Genomic DNA, 24,412 nt, shown 5'->3' on the forward strand with positions numbered 1-24,412 from the left:
CTGAGCCTCCATGGTTATGCCCAAGTGTCCGGTCGAAACGGGGGCCAGTTCACAATGGGGCGGAGACGCCGCTTACGGTGAGCAGCAAGTCTCATCCAAGCATTGATGGTCGCAGCCCTTGCGGAAAGACGGTGCAGGTGAAGGCGACTGGCCGTGGTCTGGGGCCAGCATTTCGCCCGGTGGAAGCCCGGGCAGATCATCTCCTCTTCTTCGATCTCAATTTCGACCGCTGCAAGGGCACCGTTTTCTACAACGGGCCCGAGCATCCGGTGATCGCGACGTTGCCAGCATCGTGGACCGGCCAACGCCTGGTTTCCAGATCCCGGCTTTTTGCGTTGAACCAGGCGCTCAGCGACGGTGACCGATTGCCGATGATTGGGCGTCAGTTGCCAGATTAGGGTTCGTCGCGGCGCGGTGAGGCAAGCCTCACATCGGTCTTGCCGAAATCGTCCCCGACGAAAAGAAGAGGGCAGTTTCGTCCCGCCGCCAGCCCATAGGCAAAACAATCTCCGAAATTCAGCCCAGCTGGATGGATGCCTTTTCCCCAGGTCCGGTAGGCGGCCGCTACGGCATCGGCCCCTGACTGTGTCACGGTGACAACTTCAATGCCCAGTCCTTCGATCAGCTGCTGCATTTCGGCGCCCACCGAGCGGCGATCGGCGACGATCATGGCCTCGGCGAGCGTTCCCGCCGAAATGCACAGGGCTTCCGCTTCATCGAGAACCTGCATCACGATGTCGGCGTCGGGCTCACCCAGAAGGATTGCCATCAAGACCGAGGTATCAACCGCGATCACTTCGGCAGGCCATCGTCATCATAGAGGAAGTCCTGGCTGCGGGCGGCACTCGCCCCAGCCGTGATCTTTGACATGGCGCTGCGCTGGGCAGCTTCCATGACCGCGCGGCGGCGATCGCGTGTCACCGCAGGGACGACGGGAACCAGCCTGACGGCTGCTTTGCCATGCCGTGTCAGCACAACTTCATCTCCCGCCTCGGCGCGGCGCACGAGTTCGGTCAGATGGCCCTTGGCCTCGGTGATGGAAATCTGCATGGCGGCCTCCAGTGATGTCCATAATATGGACTATCATATGGACCAAATCAAGCCGTCACCCCTTCCACGTCCCCAGGATCGCTCCCGGCAGCCGTGCCGTCGCATCCCGCGCCAACCCATCAAGGTCCACCGGATCGCCACTGCGCATCCTGCGCGAGGTTCGGATCGCGGAAGAGGGCGGCCGTGGCGTTGGCGAAGGCCGACATCTCAGGTCGCGCCCCCGTTCAGGCGCACGATACCGGTGGTATCGCCCGCGCCGCCCGCCACCGCCTGCGTCGCGATGCCGATCCGGGTGTTGCCGGTCAGAACGTTGGTGGTCCGGCTGTTCGCCGCGTCCCAATAGATCGTCTGACCGACCGTCCAGGCCTGCGAGGGCGCCTTCGGCAGCGAGAATACGCCCACAAGCCGGATGACCGCGGTTTCGCCGATTGCCGCGGCACCCTCGGCCACGCCGAAGATGCTGCCGACCAGCACCCCCCCGGCCGGAGGCGATGACGGCCGCCGCGGTGATGTTGATGGTTTCGCCATTGGCGATGAAGTTCTTCATTTCCTTGGGCGGTCAGAGACTTCACGTGTACGCGCTTGAACCAGCCGAGGCGCACGAGCTGGGCGATGCCGCGGGCTTCATGGCGATCGGTCTTGACGCGCATCGCGGCGAAGGCCGCTCGGACGTGACGCGCCTCCATCACCGAGACAGAGAACCCCTCACGGACGAGCCCCTCGTGGAGCCACTGGGAAAGGTTTCCGGCTTCGAGGCCGACATGCTCGATGCGCCGGCCCTGGTGCCGGATAGCCTTGGAAATCGCCTTCGGCTCGCTCGCAGCGCGTGTCTCCTTGACGATGCGGCCGCCTTCGTCGACGACGCAGATGTGCGTCTCGTCGAGCGACACATCAAGACCCACGAAAAACTCCATGGCATGAGCTCCTTGATCGGTTGCGATGCAGGACAGGGTCCCAACGTCGCCGTCTGGCGCAAAGCCCGATCAGCGCACCCCAACCGCGAAGAAGGGTTAACGGTGCGTAAGCGCAAAGCACGCCGCAAGGCCATTGGCACAAGGGCCCCCGATCCTGATCGAAGCGCGGGCCAATGCGCGCTGGTCGCTCGACTTCATGCATGACCAGTTCGCCTGGGGGCGGCGCTTCCGGGTGCTGAACGTGGTGGATGACGTCACGCGCGAATGCCTCGCCGCGATCCCTGACACTTCCATCTCAGGCCGCCGCGTGGCGCGGGAGCTGACCGCGCTGATCGAACGCCGCGGCAAGCCCGGGATGATCGTCAGCGACAATGGGACGGAACTGACCTCAAACGCGATCCTGAAGTGGTGCGCCGAGCATAAGGTCGAATGGCATTACATCGCGCCCGGAAAGCCGATGCAGAACGGCTTTGTCGAAAGCTTCAACGGTAGGATGCGGGACGAGTTCTTGAACGAGACGCTGTTCCGCAACCTCGCCCATGCCCGCGATCTCATTGCGGCCTGGGTCACCGACTACAACACCGCGCGGCCCCACTCGCCTTCCTCTCAAACCCTTGGAACATATTCAAAAAGCGAGTTTTGCACTCAAGAGAACGGTGCTCAGACTCGCTTTCGTGGAGCGCTTGCGGTACAACCGCACTGAGGGTTGTCGAACCGATAAAATCACCTTTTCGTTCAAGATGTTAGCGGATTTTTCGACGCTAGGTGCGGTTTGGTGGAGCCAGGCGGGATCGAACCGCCGACCTCTTGAATGCCATTCAAGCGCTCTCCCAACTGAGCTATGACCCCACCGGAGGTGCGGACCGTTTCCGATCCGCTTGGGCTGTGCGATCCGCTTCCGGTTCGCTCGGGCTGTCTAGTGTCTCACGACGGAAGGCGCAAGAGGAAAAATCGCCTTCCGCTGCTCTCAACCTTCCTCGTCGTCGCCGGCCACGTCGGCCAGCTCGTCGAGCGACACGTTGTCGTCCGAATCATCCTCGAGCAGGTCGTCATCGACATCCGTGTCTTCCGTCGCTTCGGCGTCGAGCAGGTCATCATCGCCGTCGATGTCGTCCACGAGCAGTTCGTCGTCCTTCTCGGGCGCGACACGCGAGATGACGGCCGCCACGGCCTTGCGGCGCGCGCTTTCGATATCCACGACCTCGCCGGTGTAGGGGCTGACGACGGGTGTGCGGTTGAGGTCGTAGAAGCGCTTGCCCGTCGTCGGGCAGACACGCTTCGTGCCCCATTCTTCCTTGGGCATGGTGATCCCCTTGCAAGGCTGTCTGCTGCAGAATTGGGGAGCCATGCCACAAGCCCCCGGGACTGTCAAAGCCTTTCCACCCGCAGGTTCCGGCGAATTTTCCCCGCTTTTTCTTGCGCCGATGGCCCGGTAGTCTGACCGCCGGAAGGAGATCTCGATGCCCGTTCTGCCCGGTTCCCCCCCGGTCGAGGTCACGCTGCGCCGCTCGGCGCAGGCTCGGCGCTTTTCGCTGCGAGTGTCGCGGCTTGACGGGCGTGTCACCCTGACCGTTCCTGCACGGGCGAGGGAGGCCGAGGCGCTGGCCTTTGCACGCGATCAGGAGGGCTGGATCCGCCGCGCCCTGCTGGACGTGCCACGGACGGCGACGGTCGGGCTGGAGACGCTTCTGCCGGTCGAGGGGCGGCAGCTTCTGGTCCGCTCCGGGACGGGGCGCTCTGTGCGCATCGAGGATGATTCGATCCTTGTGCCCGGCGATCCCGGACTGGTGCCGGTGCGGCTTGCGGCCTACCTCAAGGCGCTGGCGCGCGAGCGGCTTGCGGCGACCTGCGACCGCCATGCCCGCATGCTCGGACGCTCCTACATGCGCCTCACCTTGCGCGACACGCGGTCGCGCTGGGGGTCGTGCACGCATGACGGCTGCCTGATGTTCTCGTGGCGGCTGATCCTCGCGCCGCCGCCGATTCTCGACTATGTGTCGGCGCATGAGGTGGCGCATCTGGCGCAGATGAATCACTCGCCCGCCTTCTGGGCCGAGGTCTCGCGGCTCATGCCCGACTATGGGCCGCACCGCCTCTGGCTGCGGCGGCACGGGCAGGCGCTGCACGGCTTCCGCTTCGGGGATTGACCGCGGGCGGGCAGGAGTGCTTGCTCGCGCACATGCCGACCCAGACGCGCCCCTCAGACCTGACCGCCGCCGCCCATGAGCGGCTTTATCGTGCCCTGAGGGCACAGGTGATGCATGGCGAGCTGTCGCCCGGGCAGGCCCTCACGCTGCGCGGTCTCGCGCGCAGTTTCGAGGTCTCGATGACCCCCGCGCGCGAGGCCGTCCGGCGGCTCGTGGCCGAAGGTGCCCTGTCGCTCTCATCGTCAGGACGGGTGGCGACGCCCGACCCCAGCCCGGAGCGAATCGAAGAGCTGGCGGCGATCCGGGCCCTGCTCGAACCGGAACTCGCGGCGCGCGCCCTTCCGCGCGCCCATTTCGCGCTGCTCGACCGGCTGGCCGCCATCAACGCCGCCAATGCCGAGGCGGTCGTGAAGGGCGATGCCGTGGCCTACATCCGCACCAACCTCGAGTTCCACCGGACGCTCTACCTCCGGGCCCAGGCGCCTGCGATGCTCGCGATGGCCGAGACCGTCTGGCTGCAACTCGGCCCGACGATGCGCGCGCTCTATGGACGGCTGCGGAGGAACGAGCCTCCGCAGCATCATCGCAGCATCCTTGCCGCGCTGCGGGCGGGGGATGAGCCGGGGCTGCGACTGGCCGTCCGCATGGATGTGACGCAGGGGCTGCGACACCTCATCGGCTGAACTGGTCATATTATTTGACCAGGATCATGTTTTGCGCGCGGTTAAAAGGATACTCGTGGGTCGATGAAATGGATCAGACCCAAGGGGAATAGCCATGCTGGACCGAGTTCGCGCTCTTTTCGACCGTTGGCACCGGCTTCAGGAAGTTCACGCGATGACTGACCGCGATCTGGAGGATCTGGGCATCACGCGCTGGCAGATGGAGCAGTTCGTGCGCATGCCCGAGCATGTGGGTGACCGCCTGCTGCAGATGGCGCAGGTCTTCGGACTGGACCCGGTTGAAGTCCAGCACGCCTATGCCGATTACCTGGAACTGCTGGAGGTGTGCCGGCACTGCGGCAGCACGCGGCTCTGCCAGTGCCGTCTGGCCGAAGCCGACCGGCTGGCGCCCGCCGACTGCGGCTTCTGCCCGAACGCCGCCACCTACGAAGTGATGGCCCGACACACGCTGCACTAGCGACCTGGGCCACCGGAAAGGCGAACGGCGCCCTCTCGGGCGCCGCGGATGTCAGATGACGCGCTCGACCATCATCTTCTTGATCTCGGCGATCGCCTTGGCCGGGTTGAGGCCCTTGGGGCAGGTCTTTGCGCAGTTCATGATGGTGTGGCAGCGGTAGAGCTTGAAGGGGTCTTCCAGCATGTCGAGCCGTTCGGGCGTCGCTTCGTCGCGGCTGTCCACGATCCAGCGGTAGGCGTGCAGCAGCGCCGCGGGCCCAAGGTAACGGTCACCGTTCCACCAGTAGCTCGGGCACGAGGTCGAGCAGCAGGCGCACATGACACATTCATAGAGCCCGTCGAGCTTGGCCCGGTCCTCGACCGACTGGCGCCACTCTTTCGCGGGCTCGACCGTCTTGGTCTCGAGCCAAGGCATGATCGAGGCATGCTGCGCGTAGAACAGCGACAGGTCGGGGATCAGGTCCTTGATGACCGGCAGGTGCGGCAGGGGATAGATCTTCACGTCGCCCTTGACCTCGTCGAGGCCGTAGATGCAGGCGAGCGTGTTGATCCCGTCGATGTTCATCGCGCACGAGCCGCAGATCCCCTCGCGGCACGAGCGGCGGAAGGTCAGCGTCGGATCAACCTCGTTCTTGATCTTGATCAGCGCGTCCAGAACCATCGGGCCGCACTTGTCCATGTCGAGGAAGTAGGTGTCCACCCGCGGGTTCTCGCCGGTGTCGGGATCCCAGCGATAGATCATGAACTTGCGGACGTTCCTGCCCTCGGGCTTCGGCCAGGTCTTGCCGGTGCGGACCTTGGAGTTCTTGGGGAGCGTGAGCTGGACCATGGTTCATCCCTTCCGGTCTTAGCGGGAGTAGAGCGGCCGCGTCGGGGGCTGGCCGGATTTCTGATAGACGCAGGCGTCGTAGATGGCCGAGGGGTCCCGGCCCATGAGGTAGTCCGAGGTCACGGTCAGCTCGATGTTGCTGACCATGCCGCCGCTGCCGGCGCCCACCCCGACCGACCCGCGCGGGGCCTCGGCAAGGCGCGCACGCTCGGCACAGGCTCTCTCGGCCTGCTCGACCGTGACGGGTCCGCAGGCGGCGAGAAGAAGGACGAGCAGCAGCGGCGTTCGCATGGCCTAGACCGCGGGCAGAAGCGGCAGGCCGCTCGTCTGGAGGCACCGGATCGTTTCCGGCCGGGTGGCGATCGTCACCACGTTCTGCACTGTCGTCGTGCCGGCGCGGACGCCGACGTCGCGGGACAGGGCGCTCAGTTCCTGCGCCGAGGCATTGTCGATGATGCAGGTGGTGACCCCCTGCGCGGCGGGGCCGGGCATGTATTGCTCCACCACCGGCAGCACGACGGTCCGCGCGGTCTGCCGCGCCACGCTGTCGGCCACCGACTGCGGGCTGCAGGCGGCGAGCGCGAGGGCGCAGGAGGCGAGAGCCGCGCCCCGCATCAATAGACCCGCGCCTTGGGCGCGATCTTCTTCAGGTCGATCCCGCCTTCGGACTGTTTGGTCAGCGGCTCGAGATGGACCGGCCGGGAGGCGAGCGTGACCTCGTTGCCCTTCACCGTGGCGAGGCTGTGGACGCGCCAGTTCTCGTCGTCGCGGTTCGGCCAGTCCTCGTGGGCGTGGGCCCCGCGGCTTTCCTTCCGCGCCTCGGCCGCCACGATCGTGGCCAGCGCGTTCGGCATCAGGTTGGTCAGCTCGAGCGTCTCCATCAGGTCCGAGTTCCAGATGAGGCTGCGGTCGGTGACCTTGAGGTCCGAGACCTTGGCCGCGATCCCCTTCATCTTCTCGACACCTTCGGCCAGCGTCTTGTCGGTGCGGAACACGGCGGCGTCGGCCTGCATGGTGCGCTGCATCTCGAGCCGCAGGTCGGCGGTCGGGATGGCGCCGTTGGCGTGGCGCAGATCGTCGAACCGGCCGAGGATCTCGTCCACCTGGGCCTTGGGCACATCGGCGTGGAACTCGTGCGGTTTCACGATCTGGCCCGCGCGGATCGCGGCGGCCCGGCCGAACACCACGAGGTCGATCAGCGAGTTCGAGCCCAGCCGGTTCGCACCATGGACCGAGGCGCAGCCGGCCTCACCCACCGCCATCAGGCCCGGGAAGACCCGGTCGGGATCGTCCGCGGTCGGGGCGAGCACCTCGCCCCAGTAGTTCGTGGGAATGCCGCCCATGTTGTAGTGCACGGTCGGCAGCACCGGGATCGGTTCCTTGTGAACGTCCACCCCGGCGAAGATTTTCGCCGACTCCGAGATGCCCGGCAGGCGCAGCGCCAGCGTCTCGGGCGGAAGGTGGTTCAGGTGCAGGTGGATGTGGTCGCCATGCTCGCCCACGCCGCGGCCTTCGCGGATCTCCAGCGTCATGCAGCGGCTGACCACGTCACGGCTGGCCAGATCCTTGTAGGTCGGAGCGTAACGCTCCATGAACCGCTCGCCGTTCGAGTTCGTGAGGTAGCCGCCCTCGCCGCGCGCGCCCTCGGTGATCAGGCAGCCCGAGCCGTAGATGCCGGTCGGGTGGAATTGCACGAACTCCATGTCCTGCAGCGGCAGGCCGGCCCGCGCCACCATCCCGCCGCCGTCGCCGGTGCAGGTATGGGCGGAGGTGGCCGAGAAATAGGCGCGGCCGTAGCCGCCGGTCGCCAGAACCGTGAGCTTGGCGTTGAAGACGTGGATCGTGCCGTCTTCCAGCCGCCAGGCGACGACGCCGGTGCAGCGGCCGTCCTGGATGATGAGATCCAGCGCGAAATATTCGATGAAGAACTCGGCGTTGTTCTTGACCGACTGGCCATAGAGCGTGTGCAGGATCGCGTGGCCGGTCCGGTCCGCCGCGGCGCAGGTGCGCTGCACCGGCGGGCCTTCGCCGAACTGGGTCGTGTGGCCGCCGAACGGGCGCTGGTAGATCTTGCCTTCCTCGGTGCGCGAGAAGGGCACGCCGTAGTGCTCGAGTTCATAGACCGCCTTGGGGGCCTCCCGCGCGAGATATTCCATCGCGTCGGTGTCGCCCAGCCAGTCCGACCCCTTCACGGTGTCGTACATGTGCCACTGCCAGTTGTCCGGGCCCATGTTGGCGAGGCTGGCGGCGATGCCGCCCTGCGCGGCCACCGTGTGGCTGCGGGTCGGGAAAACCTTGGTGACGCAGGCCGTGCGCAGGCCCTGCTCGGCCATCCCCAGCGTCGCGCGGAGGCCGGCGCCACCGGCGCCCACCACCACGACGTCATAGTCGTGCGTCTCGTACGTGTAAGCAGCCATCAGTCAGGTCCTCAGAGGGCGATCTTGGCGAGGGCGAACAGCCCGATCGCCGCCACGCCATAGGCGAAGGATTGCGCGCAGATCACCAGCAGGCGGCGCGGCACGCCCTGCCAGTAGTCCTCGATCATCATGGTCGAGCCTTCGGCGAAGTGGCGCATGCCGAAGAACAGCACCAGCCCCGACAGGATCGCGTTGAACGGATGCGAGAAGATCTCGAGCACGCGCTCACGGCTTTCGCCGATGGCATTGCCGACGACATAGACGAAGATCGGGATCAGGACCGCGAGACCCACCGCCGAGACGATCATGTACCAGTGGCGGTCGGTGCCGTGGTGGGCGGCGCCCATGCCCTCGGCGCGCTTGCGGGCGGTGATGAAACGCATCGGGTGCCCCTTCAGATGATGATGACGGTGAGCAGGGTCAGGATCAGCGAGCCGCCGATGCAGGCCCAGCCGAGCTTCTCGGCGGTGGCGATCTCGAGCCCCTTGCCGGTGTCCCAGTAGAGGTGCCGTAGCCCCGCAAGGTAGTGATACCACAGTGCCCAGACCGACAGCAGCAGAACGATGTCTCCGAACCACGAGGTCAGCACCGCGTCGGCGGTGGCGAACTGCTCGGGGCCGAGGGCGGCGGCCAGCAGCCACCAGGTCACCAGCATCGTGCCGACGATCAGACCGTTCCCGGTGATGCGGGTGAAGATCGAGGTCGTGGAGGTCAGCTGCACCCGGTAGATCTGGAGATGGGGGGAAAGGGGCCGCTCGACCCGCTTCGTTTCAGCCATGTCGTTGCCTTTCGCTGGCCGGCCCCGCCGGAAGGGGCGGCTGTCTCGCTGGTGTCACTCAATAGCGGTTTTTTCGTCCGAGTCACGGGGGCGGTGCTTCCCCCGTGCTTCAAAATCAGGCTCGCATCAAAAAAAAACCACCATGTGATCACAAAAAACGGGGGCGTGATCACATGTTTGCGCAATCATTCCGGGCACCTCCGCCCGGTGGCGCTCAGCAGGGGACGAGCGCCCAGTAGTCGAGATCAAGCAGAACGCCGGGCTGGTATTTGCCGGCCTCATCCCGAAGCCTGAAGGGCTCTGCCCCATGTTTGACCGCCACGAGTCGCAGTCTCAGCGCACCCACTCCGGGGGCGGAGGTCTCGGCCTTGTCCAGAACTTCTGACCAGGCCCGCACCGTGTCGCCGGCGAAGCAGGGGTTGGCATGGGCGCCCGCGTTCAGCGCCACGATCATCTGCGCATTGGCGAGCCCGTTGAACGAGAGCGCACGCGCCATCGAGATCACATGGCCGCCGTAGATCAGCCGCAGGCCGTCGGGGCGGTTGGTGGCGTCGAAATGGACCTTGGCCGTGTTCTGCCAGAGCCGGGTGGCGAGCATGTGCTCGCTCTCTTCGATCGTCACGCCGTCCACATGGTCGATCGTCTCGCCGATGGCGTAGTCGCCCCAGCGGTGCGGCTCGCCCGCAAGAGTGAAATCGTAGCGCGAGAAGTCCAGCCCCTCCGGCACCACAAGGTCCGCCGCCGGAACCGCCTGGGAGAGGGTCGGGACGCTGGCTTCGGGCGCCGGCGCCGCCTCGTCGCGCTTTCTTACCATCACCCAGCGGACATACTCCAGCACGGTGTACCCGTGCTGGTTCAGGCCGCGGGTGCGGACATAGACCACGCCGGACTTGCCGTTCGAGTTCTCCTTCAGCCCGATGACGGTGCTTTCCGAGCGCAAGGTGTCGCCCGGAAAGACCGGCTTCAGCCAGCGCCCCTCGGCATAGCCGAGGTTCGCCACGGCGTTCAGGCTGATGTCGGGCACCGTCTTGCCGAACACCAGATGGAAGGCCACCAGATCATCGACCGGCGCGGCGGGAAGGCCGCAGGCGCGGGCAAATTCGTCCGAGGAGCAAAGCGCATGACGCGCCGGATAAAGCGCGTGATAGAGCGCCCGCTCACCGCCCGAGACGGTGCGCGGCACGGCATGGGCAATGGTCTCGCCCAGACGGTAATCCTCGAAGAAACGGCCCGCGTTGGTCTTCATTCAGTGGTCTCCCAGCTTGGTCTCGGGCGTGTAGGTGCCCGGAACATCCTTCACCACCGCCTGACCGCAGCGCATCACGCCCCTCGCCGCATCAAAGGCATAGGTGGGCGCGCCATGCAGGTGCCAGCCCTTGTTCAGGGCCGCGGTCACCTTGTGGCAGAAGGCCGAGGTGTCGTCTTCGGTCAGGAAGCGGTAGAGTTTCATGCGTAGGTTCCGGCAAAGGGGTTGTGGCCCGTCCAGATATGGACGAGGGCGATCAGCCCGTACATCACCAGAACGACGCCGATAAGCGCCAGATCGCGTTTCGGCCCGCCCGAGACGGGGCGCACCCAGTCGGTCTGCTTGTTGATCAGCACCACCTCGGCCACCGCCCAGGCGCCGAGGCCGCCGAACAGGATCAGCGAGGCCACGTCGCCGTTCACCAGCAGGTGGGCGAAGGCCCAGAGCGCGAAGCCATAGAGCATCGGGTGGCGGATCTTCGTCCAGAGCCAGCCCTTGGCCATGCCGGCGCCGAAGATGATCAGCGCGAACAGCATCAGCAGGTTGTTGGCGTGGCCCATGCCCGGCAGGGGCGTGTAGATCGAGATGAAGTCGGCCTGACGGTAGCCCACCACCATCATCACCACCGACGCGACCAGCAGAAGCGCGGCAACGCCCTTGCCGGCATTGCCCAGCGGCGCGCGCAGCCCCGGCGCCACGCGCTTGAACAGATGGGCCGCCGACCACAGCGCGACCCCGCAAATCAACAGAAGCATATCGTCCCTCAGCTTGCCCTGAACGCGGCAATCGCCTCGGCCTTGGCCAGAGTCTGCCGCGCCGTCACGATATGCAGGTTCTCGACGATCTTGCCATCCACCACGGCGACGCCTTGCCCGTGGCGTTCTGCCTCTTCGAAGGCGGCGATCTGGCGGTTGGCCAGCTCGATCTCGGCCGACGACGGCGAGAAGACCTCGTTGGCAATCTCGAGCTGCGCGGGATGGATCAGCGTCTTGCCGTCAAAGCCCATGTCGCGGCCCTGCTCGCATTCCGCGCGCAGGCCGTCCTCGTCCTTGAAGGCGTTGTAGACGCCATCGACGATGGTCAGCCCATGCGCGCGCGCGGCCAGCAGGCAGAGGCCGAGGCCGGTCTGCAGCGCGAGGCGGTCGGGCCGGAAGCGGCTGGTCAGTTCCTTGGCGAGGTCGTTCGTGCCCATCACCATGCCGGTCAGGCGCGGATGGGCGGCGATCTCGGCCGCGTTCAGCATCCCCAGCGCCGTCTCCATCATCGCCCAGAGCGGCACGTCGGGGATGAGGTCGGCCACCGCCTGCACATCCGCCGCCGACGAGACCTTGGGGATCAGGATCACGTCCGCCTTCGAGCCCGCAAAGGCCGCCACGTCGTCGCGGCCCCATTCCGTATCCATTCCGTTCACCCGCACGATGCGGATGCGCCGGCCATAGTCGGCGGTCTCCAGCGTCTTCTTCAGCAGGTCGCGCGCGTGGATCTTCTCGTCATGCGCCACGGCATCCTCGAGGTCGAAGATGATCGCGTCGGCGGCAAGGCCCTGCGCCTTCTCCAGCGCCCGCTCCTTCGAGCCGGGGATATAGAGCACGGAGCGGAAGGGATGAGCCTGATGCGCCATGACGATTCTCCTTCAAGCAACAATCTTTCGCTTGGGAGCACATTTGCGGCATATCCGGCAAGACCTCTTTTGCCGCGACGCAGAAATCGGGCGACGGCCTGCCAGATCAGCCGCAGGGAAATCAGGAGCAGCGCCCAGATCACAATGCGGAAGAAGAGCGCCTGAGGCACGATCCGCACCAGCCGGTATCCCACGAAGACCGAGAGCGCCGCGGGCAGCATGAGCCACGCCGCCACCCGCAGGTTCGCCACCGAAAGCTGACCGAGCGCCGCATAGGGGATCAGCTTGATGGCGTTGATGTAGGCAAAGAGGATCGTGGAGGTGCCGGCAAAGACCGTCTTGGGCATCTTCAGCGGCAGGACATAGACCTGATAGGGCGGCGCGCCCGCGTGGCTCACGAAACTCGTGAAGCCGGTTGCCGTGCCCCAGACGAGGCCGGGCGTGACCCTGGCCACCTTGGCCGGCGGATCGGTGCGGCGGAGCAGCAGGTTCGTCGCGAAGGCCGCGCCAATGAGGCCCACGAGCCCTCCGACAACCGTCTCGGGCACGACGCTTGCCGTAAGCCAGCCGATCACGACGCCCACCGTGGCGCCGGGGATCAGGATCTTCAGCACCCGCGCGTCGAACTCGTGCCGGTAGGCATAAAGCCCGAACATGTCCGAGACGACATAGATCGGCAGCAGAAGCCCCGCCGCCGTCACGGGCGAGATCACCAGCGCCAGCAGCGGCACGCTCATGATCCCCACCACCGGCAGGCCGCCCTTGCTCATGCCCACGAGAACCGAGGCGGTCACCGCCAGAGCCCAGAAGCCGAAGCCCTCCATTCACCTCTCCGAATCATCCCGGCCGCTCCGGTATGCGACTGGATACCGCATCCCGCCGCCGCGCCGGAGCCCGGGGGCTGCTTTAGCGCAAACATCTGCGGAGAAACAGCCGAAGGGGCTTCCGCGCCGCTGCACGAGGCTTGCGCGCAAGAATGTGAAGGTCTACCCATCGCCGCGACAATTCCTCACGGGAGATCCACTCATGGCCAGACCCAAGATTGCGCTGATCGGTGCGGGGCAGATCGGCGGCACGCTCGCTCATCTCGCCGCGATCAAGGAACTGGGCGACGTCGTCCTGTTCGACATCGCCGAGGGCACCCCTCAGGGCAAGGCTCTGGACATCGCGCAGTCGGGCCCGTCGGAAGGCTTCGACGCCGTGATGAAGGGCGCCAACAGCTACGAGGACATCGCGGGCGCCGACGTCTGCATCGTCACCGCCGGCGTACCGCGCAAGCCGGGCATGAGCCGCGACGACCTGATCGGCATCAACCTCAAGGTCATGAAGTCGGTCGGCGAGGGCATCAAGGCCCACGCGCCGAACGCCTTCGTGATCTGCATCACCAACCCGCTCGACGCGATGGTCTGGGCGCTGCAGCAGTTCTCGGGCCTGCCGCCGGAGAAGGTGGTCGGCATGGCCGGCGTGCTCGACTCGGCGCGCTTCCGCCACTTCCTGTCGGTCGAGTTCAACGTCTCGATGCGCGACGTGACGGCCTTCGTGCTGGGCGGCCACGGCGACACGATGGTGCCGCTCGTCCGCTACTCGACCGTGGCCGGCATCCCGCTGCCCGACCTCGTGCAGATGGGCTGGACCTCGCAGGAGAAGCTCGACCAGATCGTGCAGCGCACCCGCGACGGCGGCGCCGAGATCGTGGGCCTGCTGAAGACCGGCTCGGCCTACTACGCGCCGGCGACCTCGGCGATCGAGATGGCGGAAGCCTACCTCAAGGACCAGAAGCGCCTGCTGCCCTGCGCGGCCTGGGTCGATGGCGCCTTTGGCCTGAACGGCATGTATGTCGGTGTGCCCACCATCATCGGTGCGGGCGGCATCGAGAAGGTTGTGGACATCAAGCTGAACGCGGACGAGCAGGCGATGTTCGACAAGTCGGTCGATGCGGTGAAGGGCCTTGTCGCGGCCTGCAAGGGCATCGAGCCGTCGCTGGCCTGAGTCGCCGCAAAGCACAACGCATGGGGCGCGCCAGACCGCTGGCGCGCCCTTTTTCATGTCGCGCCAGATGCCGCGGGGCAGCATCCCCGAGCCTTGTGATCACGCCTTTCCGGCCTGTGATCACAAAGCTTTCTTTTTGCGCGGAAAACCCCTTGGTAGCGCAAAACCCGTTTTGAACACGCTCGTTTCTGTGGCATCACGCCGCAAATCATCAGCGATGGGACAGTTCAATGAACATCCATGAATACCAGGCGAAGGCGCTCCTGCGCAGCTACGGCGCGCCGGTGTCCGACGGCCGGGTCGTCCTGAAAGCCGACGAAGCCAAGTCCGCCGCGGGCGAGCTTGGCGGGCCGCTCTGGGTCGTCAAGGCGCAGATCCACGCCGGCGGCCGCGGCAAGGGCAAGTTCAAGGAGCCGGAGGCCGGCGAGAAGGGCGGCGTCCGTCTGGCGAAGTCGGTGGGCGAGGCCGCCGAACTGGCCAGGCAGATGCTCGGCCGCACGCTGGTCACGCACCAGACCGGCGCCTCGGGCAAGCAGGTCAACCGCATCTACATCGAGGAAGGCTCGGACATCGCGCGCGAACTCTATCTCGCGCTGCTGGTGGACCGCGGCACCTCGCGCATCTCGTTCGTGGTCTCGACCGAAGGCGGGATGGACATCGAGGAAGTGGCCGCCTCGACGCCCGAGAAGATCGTGTCCTTCTCGGTCGATCCGGCCTCGGGCCTGTCGGACTTCCACGGCCGCCGCGTGGCCTTCGCCCTCGGGCTGGAAGGCGCGCAGGTCAAGCAGTGCGTCGCGCTGGTCAAGAACCTCTACCGCGCCTTCGTCGAGAAGGACATGGAGATGCTCGAGATCAACCCGCTGATCGTGATGACCGACGGCAACCTGAAGGTGCTCGACGCCAAAGTGGGCTTCGACAACAACGCCCTCTACCGCCAGCCCGACATCATGGCGCTGCGCGACGAGACCGAGGAAGACCCGAAGGAACTCGCCGCCTCGAAGTTCGACCTGAACTACATCGCGCTCGACGGCGAGATCGGCTGCATGGTGAACGGCGCGGGCCTCGCGATGGCCACGATGGACATCATCAAGCTCTACGGCGCGGAGCCTGCGAACTTCCTCGACGTGGGCGGCGGCGCCACGAAGGAGAAGGTGACGGAAGCCTTCAAGATCATCACCTCGGACCCGAACGTGAAGGGCATTCTGGTCAACATCTTCGGCGGCATCATGCGCTGCGACATCATCGCGGAAGGCATCATCGCCGCCGTGAAGGAAGTGGGCCTGCAGGTTCCGCTGGTCGTGCGCCTTGAGGGCACCAACGTCGAGAAGGGCAAGGAGATCATCGCGAACTCCGGCCTGAATGTCATTGCGGGCGACAATCTGTCGGACGCCGCTCAGAAGATCGTCAAAGCGGTGAAGGGGTAATCCGATGGCCGTTCTCGTCAACGAAAACACCAAAGTCATCTGCCAGGGCATCACCGGCAGCCAGGGCACCTTCCACACCGAGCAGGCGATCGCCTACGGCACGCAGATGGTCGGCGGCGTGACCCCCGGAAAGGGCGGCACCGAGCATCTGGGCCTGCCGGTCTTCAACTCGGTCTTCGAGGCGCGCGACGTCACCGGCGCCAACGCCAGCGTGATCTATGTGCCGCCGCCCTTCGCGGCCGACTCGATCCTCGAGGCGATCGACGCCGAGATGGAGCTGATCGTCTGCATCACCGAGGGCATCCCGGTGCTCGACATGATGAAGGTCAAGCGCGCGCTCGAAGGGTCGAAGTCGCGCCTGATCGGGCCGAACTGCCCCGGCGTCATCACCCCCGGCGCCTGCAAGATCGGCATCATGCCGGGCCACATCCACAAGCGCGGCTCGGTCGGTGTTGTCTCGCGCTCGGGGACGCTTACCTATGAGGCCGTGAAACAGACGACGGATCTCGGGCTCGGCCAGTCTTCGGCCGTGGGCATCGGCGGTGACCCGATCAAGGGCACCGAGCACATTGACGTGCTCGAGATGTTCCTCGCGGACCCGGAAACCACCTCGATCATCATGATCGGCGAGATCGGTGGCTCGGCCGAAGAGGAAGCGGCGCAGTTCCTCGCCGACGAGAAGAAGCGTGGCCGCTGGAAGCCCACGGCGGGCTTTATCGCCGGCCGCACGGCCCCTCCGGGCCGCCGGATGGGCCACGCGGGTGCCATCGTCTCGGGCGGCAAGGGCGACGCGGAATCCAAGATCGAAGCGATGAAGAGCGCGGGCATCGTCGTGGCCGACAGCCCGGCCCATCTGGGCGAGGCCGTGATGCAGGCGCTCGGCAAATAATACCTTCGGGTCCGCGCCATGTTGGTGCGGACCCATTCAGATGTCAGGTGCAGCCATGACGGAACAGTCTCCGAACGCGCAGTTCCACGCCTCGAGTTTCCTCCAGGGGCAGAATGCCGAGTATATTGACCAGTTGCAGGCACGTTATGCCGAAGATCCCGCATCGGTGGATGCAGGCTGGGCGGAGTTGTTCCGTTCGCTGGGCGACAGCGAACTCGACGCCAAGCGTCAGGCGCACGGGCCCAGCTGGGCGCGCACGGACTGGCCCCCCACGCCGGCCGACGATCTGACCGCGGCGCTTACCGGCGAATGGCCCGCAGCCGCGCCGAAGGAAGCCCGCACCGCCGGTCAGAAGATCGCCGCCAAGGCCGCCGAGAAGGGCGTAAGCCTGTCCGACGCGCAGGTGCAACGCGCCGTTCTCGACTCGATCCGGGCGCTGATGATCATCCGGGCCTACCGGATCCGCGGGCATCTGGCCGCCGATCTCGATCCGCTCGGGATGCGCAACACCTCGAACCACCCCGAACTCGATCCCAAGTCCTACGGCTTCACCGAAGCGGACATGGACCGGCCGATCTTCATCGACAACGTGCTCGGTCTTCAGGTCGCTTCGATGCGACAGATCGTGGACATGGTCAAGCGCACCTACTGCGGCACTTTCGCTCTGCAGTACATGCATATTTCCGATCCTGAACAGGCGGCTTGGCTCAAGGAGCGGATCGAGGGCTACGGCAAGGAGATCCACTTCACCCGTGAGGGCCGCCGCGCGATCCTCAACAAGATGGTCGAGGCCGAGGGCTTCGAGAAGTTCCTCCATGTGAAGTACATGGGCACCAAGCGGTTCGGCCTGGACGGTGGCGAAAGCCTGATCCCCGCGATGGAGCAGATCATCAAGCGCGGCGGCGCGCTGGGCGTCAAAGAGATCGTGATCGGCATGCCGCACCGCGGCCGCCTCTCGGTCCTGGCCAACGTGATGGCCAAGCCCTACCGCGCCATCTTCAACGAATTCCAGGGCGGCAGCTTCAAGCCCGAGGATGTCGATGGTTCGGGCGACGTGAAATACCACCTCGGCGCCTCGTCCGACCGCGAGTTCGACGGCAACACCGTTCACCTGTCGCTGACCGCGAACCCCAGCCACCTCGAGGCGGTGAACCCGGTCGTTCTGGGCAAGGTCCGCGCCAAGCAGGAGCAGGCGGGCGACAAGACGCGCCACACGGTCCTGCCGATCCTGCTGCACGGCGACGCGGCCTTTGCCGGGCAAGGCGTCGTGGCCGAATGCTTCGGCCTGTCGGGTCTTGTCGGGCACCGCACCGGCGGCACGATTCATATCGTCGTGAACAACCAGATCGGTTTCACCACCGCGCCGTCCTTCTCGCGCTCGTCGCCCTACCCCACCGACATCGCGCTGATGGTCGAGGCGCCGATCTTCCACGTCAACGGCGACGATCCCGAAGCCGTGGTTCATGCGGCGAAGGTGGCGACCGAGTTCCGGCAGAAGTTCCACAAGGATGTCGTCATCGACATCTTCTGCTACCGCCGCTTCGGTCACAACGAGGGCGACGAGCCCATGTTCACCAACCCGGCGATGTACACCTCGATCAAGAAGCACAAGACGACGCTCCAGCTTTATACCGAGCGTCTGGTGCAGGACGGCCTCATCCCCGAGGGCGAGATCGAGGACATGAAGGCCGCCTTTCAGGCCCGCCTCAACGAGGAGTTCGAGGCCGGCAAGGACTTCAAGCCGAACAAGGCCGACTGGCTGGACGGCCGCTGGAAGCACATCGACCGGCATGGCGACGAATACCAGCCGGGCCGCACCTCGATCTCGACCGAGACGCTGCAGGAGATCGGTCAGGCGCTGACGCGCGTGCCCGAAGGGTTCGACCTGCACAAGACGGTCGGCCGCCAGCTCGAGGCCAAGAAGCAGATGTTCGAGACCGGGAAGGGCTTCGACTGGGCGACGGGCGAGGCGCTGGCCTTCGGTTCGTTCGTGGTTGAAGGTTACCCGGTGCGCCTCTCGGGGCAGGACTGCACCCGCGGCACCTTCAGCCAGCGGCACTCGGCCTTCATCAACCAGTCGACCGAGGAACGCTACTACCCGCTGAACAACATCCGTTCGGGCCAGGCGCGGTATGAGGTGATCGACTCGATGCTGTCGGAATATGCCGTGCTCGGCTTCGAGTATGGCTATTCGCTGGCCGAGCCCAACGCGCTGGTGATGTGGGAGGCCCAGTTCGGCGACTTCGCCAACGGCGCCCAGATCATGTTCGACCAGTTCATCAACTCGGGCGAGTCGAAGTGGCTGCGCATGTCGGGCCTTGTGGTGCTGTTGCCGCACGGCTTCGAGGGGCAGGGCCCCGAGCATTCCTCGGCGCGCCTTGAACGCTTCCTTCAGATGTCGGCCAACGACAACTGGATCGTGGCAAACTGCTCGACGCCGGCGAACTACTTCCACATCCTGCGCCGGCAAATTCACCGCAACTTCCGCAAGCCGCTGATCCTGATGACGCCGAAGTCGCTTCTGCGCCATCCGCTCTGCGTCTCGAACGCCGAGGATTTCACCACCGGATCGGGCTTCCACCGGGTGCTGTGGGACGACGCGCAGAAGGGCCACTCCGAGACGGTCCTGAAGCCCGACGCCGAGATCCGGCGCGTGGTGATCTGCTCGGGCAAGGTCTATTACGACCTGCTGGCCGAGCGCGACAAGCGGGGCATCGACGACATCTACCTCCTGCGGCTCGAGCAGTTCTACCCCTTCCCGGCGCTGAGCCTCGTGAAGGAGCTGGGCCGCTTCAAGGAGGCTGACATCGTCTGGTGCCAGGAAGAGCCGAAGAACCAGGGCGGCTGGACCTTTGTCGAGCCGAACCTCGAATGGGTGCTGACGCGGATCGGCGCCAGGCACCACCGCGCCCACTATGCCGGCCGCGCGGCCTCGGCTTCGCCCGCCACGGGCCTGGCCAGCCGCCACAAGGCCGAGCAGGAGGCGCTGGTGAACGACGCGCTGACGATCGGGAGCTGAGGATGGGAACGGAAGTAAGGGTTCCGACGCTGGGAGAAAGCGTCTCGGAGGCGACGGTCGCCACCTGGTTCAAGAAGCCGGGCGACCGTGTGGCCGCCGACGAGATGCTCTGCGAGCTGGAGACCGACAAGGTGACGGTCGAGGTTCACGCGCCCGTCGCGGGTCGCCTGACCGAGATCGTCGCCCCCGAGGGGACGACGGTTGCGGTTTCGGCCCTTCTGGCGCAGATCGGAGCAGCGGAGGCCGGCGACGAACCGGCCCCGGCAAGGACTCATGGGGGCGCCGAGGCACAGGCCGGCGCGGGAGAGAGCAAGATGATCGACGTGATGGTGCCTGCCCTTGGCGAATCGGTGTCCGAGGCGACCGTGTCCACCTGGTTCAAGAAGCCGGGCGACACGGTGGCGCAGGACGAGATGCTCTGCGAGCTCGAGACCGACAAGGTGTCGGTCGAGGTGCCGGCGCCCGCCGCGGGCGTGCTGGCCGAGATCCTCGTGACCGAGGGCACGACCGTCGCCGCGGGCTCGCGCCTCGCGCTGATCTCGTCCGACGGCAAGGGCGTGGCCGCCGCGCCGAAGGCCGAGGCACCAAAGGCCGAGGCCGCCCCCGCCAAGGCCGCGAAGAAGGACGTCGAGGATGCTCCGGCCGCCAAGAAGGCGATGGCCGAGGCCGGCCTTTCGCCCGATGCGGTGCAGGGCACCGGCCGGGATGGCCGGATCATGAAGGACGATGTGGCCCGTGCGGTCGCGGGTGCCTCGCAGGCTCAGGCCCCGGCGCCCGCGCCGCAACCTTCGCTGCCGCGCCAGCCGGTCCCGGCCGATGATGCGGCCCGCGAAGAGCGCGTCAAGATGACCCGCCTGCGCCAGACCATCGCCCGCCGCCTGAAGGAGGCGCAGAACACCGCCGCCATGCTGACCACCTACAACGAGGTGGACATGTCGGGCGTCATGGCGCTGCGCAACGAATACAAGGACCAGTTCGAGAAGAAGCACGGCACGAAGATGGGCTTCATGTCCTTCTTCGTGAAAGCCTGCTGCCACGCGCTCAAGGAAGTGCCCGAGGTCAACGCCGAGATCGACGGCACCGACATCGTCTACAAGAACTACGTCCACATGGGCGTGGCGGTGGGCACGCCCTCGGGCCTCGTGGTGCCGGTGGTGCGCGACGCCGACCAGATGGGCTTTGCCCAGATCGAGAAGAAGATCGCGGAACTGGGCCTGCGGGCGCGCGACGGCAAGCTGTCGATGGCCGAGATGCAGGGCGGCAGCTTCACCATCTCGAACGGCGGCGTCTATGGCTCGCTCATGTCCTCGCCGATCCTGAACCCGCCGCAGTCGGGCATCCTCGGCATGCACAAGATCCAGGACCGGCCGGTGGTGGAAAAGGGCCAGATCGTCATCCGCCCGATGATGTATCTCGCGCTCAGCTACGACCACCGTATCGTCGATGGCAAGGGCGCGGTGACCTTCCTCGTCCGCGTCAAGGAGGCGCTGGAAGATCCGCGCCGCCTGCTGCTCGACCTCTGATACCCGCGTGGGCCCCGGGACCGTCCCGGGGCCCTCCCGTCTCCGGGGACCATGATGACCGCCGAACTCACCGTTCTCTGCCTGGCCGGCCTCCTGCAGGCCCTGACTTTCCTTCCCTTCGCGCTCCTCGCCAACATGGAGCTCGGCTACAAATGGACGACCGGCCCGCGGGACGAGCCGCCGAACCAGCCGCTCTCCACCGTGCCGGGCAGGCTTCAGCGCGCCCTGAACAACCATTTCGAGGGGCTGATCCTCTTCACGCTCGCGGTGGTCGTCGTCACGCTCGGCGGCCAGTCCACCGGCTTCACCGCCGCGATGGCCTGGATCTACCTCGCCGCCCGCATCCTCTACATCCCGGCCTATGTGCTCGGCTGGCGCCCCTGGCGCTCGGCCATCTGGGCCACAGGCTTCACCGCCACCGTGGCGATGCTCCTCGCCGCGCTCGTCTGACCCTTTCCGCGCCCCTTCACTCTGTCCAAATATCCTCGGGGGGCACGGGGGGCAGACAGCCCCCCGCCTCTCCCCTCGCGGACCCGCAGGGCGCTCGCAACCCGGAGGCCACAATGGCAACTTACGACGTCATCATCATCGGCGCGGGCCCCGGCGGCTATGTCTCCGCCATCCGCTGCGCGCAGCTCGGGCTGAAGACCGCCGTGGTCGAGGGCCGCGACACGCTGGGCGGCACCTGCCTCAACGTGGGCTGCATCCCCTCGAAGGCGCTGCTGCACGCCACCCACAACCTGCACGAAGTCCACGAGAACTTCGAGAAGATGGGCCTGATGGGCGGCCATCCCACCGTGGACTGGCCGAAGATGCAGGCCTACAAGCAGGATGTGGTGGACGGCAACACCAAGGGCATCGAGTTCCTGTTCAAGAAGAACAAGATCACTTGGCTCAAGGGCTGGGGCTCGATCCCCGAGCCGGGCAAGGTGAAGGTCGGCGACGAGATCCACGAGGCGAAGTCCATCGTGATCGCCACCGGCTCCGAGCCTGCAAGCCTGCCGGGTGTCGGGGTGGACGAGAAGATCGTCGTCACCTCGACCGGCGCCCTCAGCCTCGACAGGATCCCCGAGACGATGGTGGTGATCGGCGCGGGGGTGATCGGGCTGGAACTCGGCTCGGTCTATGCCCGGCTTGGTGCCAAGGTGACGGTCGTCGAATACATGGACAAGGTCATTCCCGGCGCGGATGGCGAAGTCATCAAGGCCTTCCAGCGCATCCTCGCCAAGCAGGGGCTCGAGTTCGTGCTCGGCGCTGCGGTGCAGGGCGTCACGGTGCAGGACGGCAAGGCCACGGTGACCTGGAAGGCCAACAAGGACGGCAAGGACGCGAGCCTCACCGCCGACACGGTGCTCGTCGCCACCGGGCGCAAACCCTTCACCGAGGGGCTGGGGCTCGAGGCGCTCGGCGTCGAGATGCTGCCGCGTGGCATGGTCAAGATCGACGACCATTTCCGCACCAACGTTCTGGGCCTCTACGCCATCGGCGACTGCGTGCCGGGAGCCATGCTGGCCCACAAGGCCGAGGATGAGGGCATGGCGGTGGCCGAGATCCTCGCCGGCAAGCATGGCCATGTGAACTACGGCGTGATCCCGGGCGTGATCTACACCACCCCCGAGGTCGCGAGCGTCGGCCAGACCGAGGAGATGCTGAAGGAGGCGGGCCGCGCCTACAAGGTCGGCAAGTTCCCCTTCATGGGCAACGCGCGCGCCAAGGCGGTCTTCCAGGCCGAGGGCTTTGTGAAGCTGCTGGCCGACAAGGAGACCGACCGCATCCTCGGCTGCCACATCATCGGCCCGGCCGCGGGCGACCTGATCCACGAGGTCTGCGTGGCGATGGAGTTCGGCGCCTCGTCGCAGGATCTTGCGCTGACATGCCACGCCCACCCGACCTGGTCCGAGGCCGTCCGCGAGGCGGCCCTGGCTTGCGGCGACGGCGCGATCCACGCCTGATCGGCCTGAGTGATCGTCGGGAGGGGCCATGCGGCCCCTCCGGGCTTCCGATTGCGGTCTCAGGTCAGGTCGCCGAGACCGAGCCCCTTGGGCAGGCGGATGATGAACTCGGTTCCCTCCGCATCGCTGCGGAGCAGGTCCAGCCGCCCGCCATGCCCCCTCACCAGTTCCGACGAGATCGCAAGCCCGAGGCCCGAGCCGCCCTTGCGTGCCCCGCCCTGAAAGGCCGTGAACAGGTGCTCGCGCGCCTTGGGTGGCAGGCCGGGCCCGGTATCTCCGACCCGGATCCACCATTCCTCCTCGCCTTCGCCGGCCGAAAGCTCGATCGTGCCCTGCTGGCCCGTCGTCTCGATCGCCTGCCGGGCGTTGCGCACGAGGTTGCCCAGAACCCGGTAGAGCTGCTCGCCATCGGCCCGGATCACCATGTTCGGCGGAACATCGATCAGGAAGCCGACATCGCCGCCGCCGAGCGATTCGGCCTCGGCCACCTCCTCCATCAGGCGGCGCAACGGGATGCGGGTGATCTGCGGCGGTGGCTCTTCGGCCCGGCCGAAGGTCAGCGTCGCTTCGCACAGCGACACCGCGCGGCGGATCGAGCCCAGCAGCTTGGGCGCCGCCCGCGCCACCGCCGGATCGTCCGAGGACGAGAGCCGGTCGGCAAAGAGCTGCGCCGTCGTCAGGATGTTGCGCAGGTCGTGGCTGATCTTGGCGACCGCCCCGCCAAGCTGGGCAAGGCGCTCCTTCTGGCGCAGCGCCCCGATCAGCTGGGTCTGCATCATCTGCAGCGCCTCTTCCGCCTCGCGCAGCTCGCGGATGCTGGCGGTGGGCGTGATGACCCGGCGCGCATCCTCGGGCGCCTCGGCATAGGCGGTCATGTGCGTCACCACGCGCCGGATCGGCAGCACCAGAAGCCGCCGCACCGCGAGGAACGGCAGAAGCGCCGTCACCATCGAGATCAGTGCCGAAAAGACCAGCACGCGCGCGCCATGTTCCAGCATCGCCGTGCGCATCGGGCCCCGCTCGAGCGCGACCTCGATCTGCTGCCCGCCGCTTTCCACGGGCTCGCCGATCACCCGGATCACGCCCTCCCGATCCAGAAGATCCATGAACGTGTCGCGGATCATCCCCAGCGGCCCGGCGAAGCGCAGGTCGTAGGTCGCCTCGACCGGCACCGGGATGGGCGACGACAGCACGAGTTGCCGGATCTCGTCGCGCCGCAGCACGACGTTGTAGACCCCCGCGTTCGCCAGCAGTTCGGCTTCCAGCTCGGGCGTTATCATCTCGTCGGCCGCCAGCAGCGCAAGCGAGGCGATCTGCGCCTTCTCAAGGCGCAAGAGCAGGTAGCCTTCGCGGAAGCGCGCCACCGAGGGCACGAGAATCAGCACCTCTGCCAGCATGACGAAGGCAGCGGTGAGCATCAGGAACCGCCCCGAGAGCGTGTTCAGGAACCGCCGCAAAATCCCGTCCTTCCGACT

The 24,412-nt window shown here is 66.3% G+C and carries 26 protein-coding genes, 1 tRNA gene and 3 pseudogenes; 12 read left to right on the top strand and 18 right to left on the bottom strand.

Annotated features, from left to right (window positions below; translation table 11 throughout):
- Positions 1 to 77: 77 nt before the first annotated feature.
- Complete coding sequence (locus FG154_RS08085; RefSeq protein WP_145106402.1) at positions 78 to 398, top strand: DUF6998 domain-containing protein; 321 nt, start codon at positions 78 to 80, stop codon at positions 396 to 398.
- Here FG154_RS08085 and FG154_RS08090 read toward each other — a convergent pair.
- The 4 genes and pseudogenes from FG154_RS08090 to FG154_RS08105 form a co-directional block, all read right to left on the bottom strand.
- Positions 395 to 796, bottom strand: coding sequence for a type II toxin-antitoxin system VapC family toxin (locus FG154_RS08090; RefSeq protein WP_145106404.1), 402 nt, complete (start codon positions 794 to 796; stop codon positions 395 to 397). The two genes, FG154_RS08085 and FG154_RS08090, sit on opposite strands and share 4 nt — an antisense overlap.
- Entirely contained in the window at positions 793 to 1,050 is a 258-nt protein-coding gene (locus FG154_RS08095) for a type II toxin-antitoxin system Phd/YefM family antitoxin (RefSeq protein WP_145106406.1), read from the bottom strand. The genes FG154_RS08090 and FG154_RS08095 overlap by 4 nt, the downstream gene beginning before the upstream one ends.
- 207 nt (positions 1,051 to 1,257) lie before the next feature.
- Positions 1,258 to 1,524, bottom strand: coding sequence for a DUF2190 family protein (locus tag FG154_RS08100; protein ID WP_342779059.1), 267 nt, complete (start codon positions 1,522 to 1,524; stop codon positions 1,258 to 1,260).
- Between the two features lie 137 nt (positions 1,525 to 1,661).
- A pseudogene (locus FG154_RS08105) lies at positions 1,662 to 1,964 on the bottom strand (IS110 family transposase); the annotation flags it as partial.
- 84 nt (positions 1,965 to 2,048) lie between these two features.
- Between FG154_RS08105 and FG154_RS08110 the strand changes: the two are divergent.
- Positions 2,049 to 2,667 (top strand): annotated as a pseudogene (locus tag FG154_RS08110) (integrase core domain-containing protein); the annotation flags it as partial.
- Between the two features lie 70 nt (positions 2,668 to 2,737).
- Here the strand turns inward: FG154_RS08110 and FG154_RS08115 are convergent.
- Positions 2,738 to 2,813 (bottom strand) — tRNA-Ala (locus tag FG154_RS08115).
- Between the two features lie 118 nt (positions 2,814 to 2,931).
- Positions 2,932 to 3,267 (bottom strand): TIGR02300 family protein, encoded by a 336-nt coding sequence (locus FG154_RS08120; RefSeq protein ID WP_145106409.1) that lies wholly within the window; start codon positions 3,265 to 3,267, stop codon positions 2,932 to 2,934.
- A gap of 157 nt (positions 3,268 to 3,424) precedes the next feature.
- Between FG154_RS08120 and FG154_RS08125 the strand changes: the two genes are divergently transcribed.
- The 3 genes from FG154_RS08125 to FG154_RS08135 all read left to right on the top strand — a co-directional run bounded on the left by FG154_RS08125 (position 3,425) and on the right by FG154_RS08135 (position 5,251).
- Positions 3,425 to 4,111 carry a M48 family metallopeptidase gene (locus FG154_RS08125; RefSeq protein WP_145106411.1) on the top strand — a complete coding sequence of 229 codons (687 nt, stop codon included), beginning with the start codon at positions 3,425 to 3,427 and terminating at the stop codon, positions 4,109 to 4,111.
- A 32-nt stretch (positions 4,112 to 4,143) separates the two neighbouring features.
- On the top strand, positions 4,144 to 4,794 hold the full coding sequence (locus FG154_RS08130; protein WP_011907161.1) for a GntR family transcriptional regulator: 651 nt from the start codon (positions 4,144 to 4,146) through the stop codon (positions 4,792 to 4,794).
- A gap of 154 nt (positions 4,795 to 4,948) precedes the next feature.
- Positions 4,949 to 5,251: a hypothetical protein gene (locus tag FG154_RS08135; protein ID WP_246100173.1), complete on the top strand. Its 303-nt coding sequence runs from the start codon at positions 4,949 to 4,951 to the stop codon at positions 5,249 to 5,251.
- Between the two features lie 51 nt (positions 5,252 to 5,302).
- Here FG154_RS08135 and FG154_RS08140 read toward each other — a convergent pair whose 3' ends face one another.
- From FG154_RS08140 to FG154_RS08190, 11 genes and pseudogenes are all read right to left on the bottom strand, one after another.
- Complete coding sequence (locus FG154_RS08140) at positions 5,303 to 6,079, bottom strand: succinate dehydrogenase iron-sulfur subunit (RefSeq protein WP_145106415.1); 777 nt, start codon at positions 6,077 to 6,079, stop codon at positions 5,303 to 5,305.
- 18 nt (positions 6,080 to 6,097) lie between these two features.
- Positions 6,098 to 6,370 carry a hypothetical protein gene (locus FG154_RS08145; protein ID WP_145106417.1) on the bottom strand — a complete coding sequence of 91 codons (273 nt, stop codon included), beginning with the start codon at positions 6,368 to 6,370 and terminating at the stop codon, positions 6,098 to 6,100.
- 3 nt (positions 6,371 to 6,373) lie between these two features.
- Positions 6,374 to 6,694 carry a hypothetical protein gene (locus FG154_RS08150; RefSeq protein ID WP_145106420.1) on the bottom strand — a complete coding sequence of 107 codons (321 nt, stop codon included), beginning with the start codon at positions 6,692 to 6,694 and terminating at the stop codon, positions 6,374 to 6,376.
- Positions 6,694 to 8,496 (bottom strand): succinate dehydrogenase flavoprotein subunit, encoded by a 1,803-nt coding sequence (sdhA, locus tag FG154_RS08155; RefSeq protein ID WP_145106423.1) that lies wholly within the window; start codon positions 8,494 to 8,496, stop codon positions 6,694 to 6,696. The genes FG154_RS08150 and sdhA overlap by 1 nt, the downstream gene beginning before the upstream one ends.
- 11 nt (positions 8,497 to 8,507) lie before the next feature.
- Positions 8,508 to 8,879 (bottom strand): succinate dehydrogenase, hydrophobic membrane anchor protein, encoded by a 372-nt coding sequence (locus tag FG154_RS08160; RefSeq protein WP_145106425.1) that lies wholly within the window; start codon positions 8,877 to 8,879, stop codon positions 8,508 to 8,510.
- An 11-nt stretch (positions 8,880 to 8,890) separates the two neighbouring features.
- Positions 8,891 to 9,274 carry a succinate dehydrogenase, cytochrome b556 subunit gene (gene sdhC, locus FG154_RS08165; RefSeq protein WP_145106427.1) on the bottom strand — a complete coding sequence of 128 codons (384 nt, stop codon included), beginning with the start codon at positions 9,272 to 9,274 and terminating at the stop codon, positions 8,891 to 8,893.
- Positions 9,275 to 9,488: 214 nt separating this feature from the next.
- Complete coding sequence (locus tag FG154_RS08170) at positions 9,489 to 10,520, bottom strand: MaoC family dehydratase (RefSeq protein ID WP_145106429.1); 1,032 nt, start codon at positions 10,518 to 10,520, stop codon at positions 9,489 to 9,491.
- A complete protein-coding gene (locus FG154_RS08175) occupies positions 10,521 to 10,724 on the bottom strand; it encodes a DUF1737 domain-containing protein (RefSeq protein WP_145106432.1) in 204 nt (67 codons plus the stop codon).
- A complete protein-coding gene (locus FG154_RS08180; RefSeq protein ID WP_145106434.1) occupies positions 10,721 to 11,275 on the bottom strand; it encodes an NnrU family protein in 555 nt (184 codons plus the stop codon). Before FG154_RS08180 ends, FG154_RS08175 begins: the two co-directional genes overlap by 4 nt.
- A gap of 8 nt (positions 11,276 to 11,283) precedes the next feature.
- Positions 11,284 to 12,141 (bottom strand): (3S)-malyl-CoA thioesterase, encoded by an 858-nt coding sequence (locus FG154_RS08185; protein WP_145106436.1) that lies wholly within the window; start codon positions 12,139 to 12,141, stop codon positions 11,284 to 11,286.
- Positions 12,142 to 12,230: 89 nt separating this feature from the next.
- A pseudogene (locus FG154_RS08190) lies at positions 12,231 to 12,965 on the bottom strand (sulfite exporter TauE/SafE family protein); the annotation flags it as partial.
- A 202-nt stretch (positions 12,966 to 13,167) separates the two neighbouring features.
- Between FG154_RS08190 and mdh the strand changes: the two are divergent.
- From mdh to lpdA, 7 genes are all read left to right on the top strand, one after another.
- A complete protein-coding gene (gene mdh, locus FG154_RS08195) occupies positions 13,168 to 14,130 on the top strand; it encodes a malate dehydrogenase (RefSeq protein WP_145106439.1) in 963 nt (320 codons plus the stop codon).
- Positions 14,131 to 14,360: 230 nt separating this feature from the next.
- Entirely contained in the window at positions 14,361 to 15,554 is a 1,194-nt protein-coding gene (gene sucC, locus FG154_RS08200; RefSeq protein WP_145106441.1) for an ADP-forming succinate--CoA ligase subunit beta, read from the top strand.
- 4 nt (positions 15,555 to 15,558) lie between these two features.
- Positions 15,559 to 16,443 carry a succinate--CoA ligase subunit alpha gene (gene sucD / locus FG154_RS08205; RefSeq protein WP_145106443.1) on the top strand — a complete coding sequence of 295 codons (885 nt, stop codon included), beginning with the start codon at positions 15,559 to 15,561 and terminating at the stop codon, positions 16,441 to 16,443.
- 55 nt (positions 16,444 to 16,498) lie between these two features.
- Entirely contained in the window at positions 16,499 to 19,462 is a 2,964-nt protein-coding gene (locus FG154_RS08210) for a 2-oxoglutarate dehydrogenase E1 component (protein ID WP_186312316.1), read from the top strand.
- A 2-nt stretch (positions 19,463 to 19,464) separates the two neighbouring features.
- Complete coding sequence (odhB, locus tag FG154_RS08215; RefSeq protein ID WP_145106449.1) at positions 19,465 to 20,985, top strand: 2-oxoglutarate dehydrogenase complex dihydrolipoyllysine-residue succinyltransferase; 1,521 nt, start codon at positions 19,465 to 19,467, stop codon at positions 20,983 to 20,985.
- A gap of 54 nt (positions 20,986 to 21,039) precedes the next feature.
- Positions 21,040 to 21,435: an MAPEG family protein gene (locus FG154_RS08220; protein ID WP_145106451.1), complete on the top strand. Its 396-nt coding sequence runs from the start codon at positions 21,040 to 21,042 to the stop codon at positions 21,433 to 21,435.
- A gap of 113 nt (positions 21,436 to 21,548) precedes the next feature.
- Positions 21,549 to 22,937, top strand: coding sequence for a dihydrolipoyl dehydrogenase (gene lpdA, locus FG154_RS08225; protein ID WP_145106453.1), 1,389 nt, complete (start codon positions 21,549 to 21,551; stop codon positions 22,935 to 22,937).
- Between the two features lie 59 nt (positions 22,938 to 22,996).
- Here lpdA and FG154_RS08230 read toward each other — a convergent pair whose 3' ends face one another.
- Complete coding sequence (locus FG154_RS08230) at positions 22,997 to 24,394, bottom strand: sensor histidine kinase (RefSeq protein WP_145106455.1); 1,398 nt, start codon at positions 24,392 to 24,394, stop codon at positions 22,997 to 22,999.
- Between the last annotated feature and the right edge of the window lie 18 nt (positions 24,395 to 24,412).

Source organism: Cereibacter sediminicola (assembly GCF_007668225.1).
Taxonomy (GTDB): Bacteria; Pseudomonadota; Alphaproteobacteria; order Rhodobacterales; family Rhodobacteraceae; genus Cereibacter_A; species Cereibacter_A azotoformans.